Raw genomic sequence first — 3,160 nt, 5'->3', positions numbered from 1 at the left:
TTGGTCCAAGTATGGATATTGTTGCGCCAGGTGCAGAAATCTTCAGTACAATTTCGACACCAGCAAAACCAAATACATATGCGAAGTTAGATGGAACATCAATGGCTTCACCAGTTGTAGCTGGGGTTGTTTCGTTAATTAAATCAAAACATCCAGATTTAAATACTTATCAAGTTGAGGCGCTTTTAAAGCAAACTGCTGATGATTTAGGTGAAACAGGATATGACAGTAAATATGGTCATGGTCTTGTAAATGCAATCGCAGCATTAAACTATGATGTTAGTAAATTACCAAAATACGAGAAAAAAGGTTCTGCGGCAACGTTAGAAAGTGCGGCGGCAGTGACACTTGAAAATAATACTGCGGAAAAAACAGGTGCATTAAAGTCTCCGTTTGAATCACAAGGTTACAAGATGAATCTTGAAGCAGGAAACTATGCACAGTTCACACTTTCGGCGACAGAAGCATTCGATTACAAATTACGTCTTCATTTCTATCCAGAGGGAAGCACAGAAGCAACTGAAACTGTAACAGTGAACGATGGATTTGCAGGTCGAGTAGAGAGTGGTTTATTTAAAGCACCAAGTAAAGGAACATTAGTAGCGGAAGTAATGGATGCAAACGGAAACTATGCAGTAAGTGGTACATCTACTTATTCCTTAGTAATGAATGTTGCAGAAAGTGCAAAAGATGACGTTGCAACTATGGAAAATCCATATAGTGTAGCATCTTTACCGTTTAAATCGAAAGATATGCAAGAAGGAGCGCCAACGTTCGTAAGTGAAGAAGGTGTAGATACAGATTACTACCGTGTACAATTCCCTTATAGCGGATACGGAAGCGTAAATGTGGAAGAAATTGCAGGTTTAAATACAGCAATTTCTATTTATCCTGAAGGAAAAGCAGAAGATGCAGAGTCGTATATTTACGGTGACAATGGTTTTGTAAATGAAAAAGAATCTATTGCATTCCCAGTACAAGCGTACCAAACATATATCATTGAAGTAACTGGAAACCCTGGAGTAGAAGAGTTCTCAGAAAATCGTACATATGGATCTATTTTACCGTATGAGTTAACGATTGATATGGCAAATATGCCTGCTGATGAAGACAATTTCTCTGTTCAAAATAAAGAACTAGATATTTTCTCAGGTGAGCCATTAACAGCTGAACAATCAGCAAAAATGATGCAAAGTGCTGTTGCAATGAACTTAACAGATAAGAAAACAGCATTACTTCAGCAAGATCAAGATGTTGATCTTTACAAAGTAAAAGCAACGGAAGATACAATTGTAAGCACGGGCTTGGCAGGTGACCCACTTGGCGAAACAATGCTAAAGCTTTATGAATATGATGAAGAGTCTGGTGTTTTAGCAGAAAAGATGGATAACTCTTTATTTGGTATGCTTCTTGGTGGAGGAGCTGGAGGTCAAAATCAGCTGCTAGAAGCAAATAAGCAATATGTTGTTGCGGTAACTTCATTAGGTAGTATTACAGGTCAACCATATGAATTAGCAATGAATGAAATTACAAAAGTAGAAAAAGATCAACATGGTGCAAATAATGACCCTGAAACAGCAACACCAATTACGATTAATAGTAGTGTAAAGGACCGTGCAATTGATGGTGGTGACATGGATATGTACTACTACAAGCCAACAGAAGATACATTAACAAGCTTCAGCTTAAATGTAGTTGGCATGGATCCGGCCGAGATGGCAAAATATCCAGGTTCTTTAGTAAGTCATCCACTTTATGCAGTACTTGTAATGGAAGATACGAATGGAAATGGAACAATTGATCCAGAAGAAGAAGAGAAAGTTTCTCCTTATGTAGAGTTACAAGCGAGTATCTCTGGTTCATTCCAAGGTAAGAAAGGTGTAGGTTATTTCATTGGAGTTCTTCAGCATCCGTTCTTTGGAACCCTAAATATTCGTGAGTATGAATTGTCTCTATCTGCGGTAAACGGTGAAGACGAAGATAAAGATTCTGTTGTGAAGAAAAACATCCCATCGAAACCACTAGCGCTAACAGCAGGTGATAATGGCTGGACAGCAACTGGTCTTTATAATGGCGGCGTAGAATTTGGTGATAGCGATTACTACTTATTTAACAATAATAAAAAGCAAAATGTAACAGTTTCTGTTACATCACCAGCAGGTTTAGATTCTGTTCTTTCTATTTACAACCATAAAGGTCGCTTAATTCAAAAAGTAGATACTTACTTTGTAGGTGATACAGAGGAAGTAACCGTGAACTTAAACAAAGGTAGATATTTCATTAAAGTAGAAGAAGTAAACGGTGCGTCAAGTAACGATCCGTACACAGTGAATGTAAAAGTGAAATAATGTAACGAACGAAAGTCCTTACAGAGCAGCTCCGCTTTGTAAGGACTTTTTTTGTCCCGCATTAACGGGCTGTAAGACTCCCACCTCAAAGCTTAAGAAAAAGCGAAGAAGTTTAGGTAGGAGATTAACAGCCCGTAAAAGCCCGATTGGTTCAACTAACAATCAGTGGGGGATGGAGAAAACCCCCACTGATTGAAGTTTTACTTTATTGCAAAATTCTACACGTATCGTTTTATATATCTAACATTTTACAAAAAATACATATTATCTACAAAATAATTCAAAAAAGTTAATTTTTTCTAAAAATACATGATATGATTTGAATATAAGACGTTATGGAAAGAAGGGGAGAGAATTGAAGAGAGTCATAAAAACAGCTCTTTCGTTAGGGTTAGCAGTTTCATTACTTGTGCCTACTACTAGTTTTGCAACTTCGTCAAAATCAGTAGTACAACAATCCATTCAAAAGGGTCAAAACGATGCGAAACAGACAATGGATACTTTTATTGTCAAATATTCTGAGCGTATAACAAAGAAAGAACATAATAGCTTAGGAACAACTGTTGTTCAAAGTATTCCAGCTTTAAAGTATGACGTTATTCGTATTCAAAAAGGAAAAAATACGAAAGAAGTATTAAAAAAATACAGGGATTTAGAAAAAGTTAAGAGTATTGCAACGAGTGTACAGTATAAAACATTTGTGACAAATGATGAAAAGGCGGCTGAAGCATATGCACTTTCGTCACTGCAAATTGAAGAAGCATGGAAGCTTGCAGGCAACAATGAAGTAAAAGTCGCTGTAATTGATACTG

The 3,160-nt window shown here is 36.9% G+C and carries 2 protein-coding genes; both read left to right on the top strand.

Translation table 11 applies throughout. From position 1 onward, the window contains the following. Positions 1-2,348 (top strand): S8 family serine peptidase (locus BAMA_RS23065; RefSeq protein WP_157406072.1); only part of this gene is annotated, 2,348 nt, incomplete at its 5' end. 355 nt (positions 2,349-2,703) lie between these two features. Further along, a partial coding sequence (locus BAMA_RS23060; RefSeq protein ID WP_034644356.1) for a S8 family serine peptidase occupies positions 2,704-3,160 on the top strand: 457 nt, incomplete at its 3' end.

Origin of the sequence: Bacillus manliponensis (assembly GCF_000712595.1) — a bacterium.
Classification (GTDB): Bacteria; Bacillota; Bacilli; order Bacillales; family Bacillaceae_G; genus Bacillus_A; species Bacillus_A manliponensis.
This window is presented reverse-complemented; position numbering and strand designations above follow the sequence as displayed.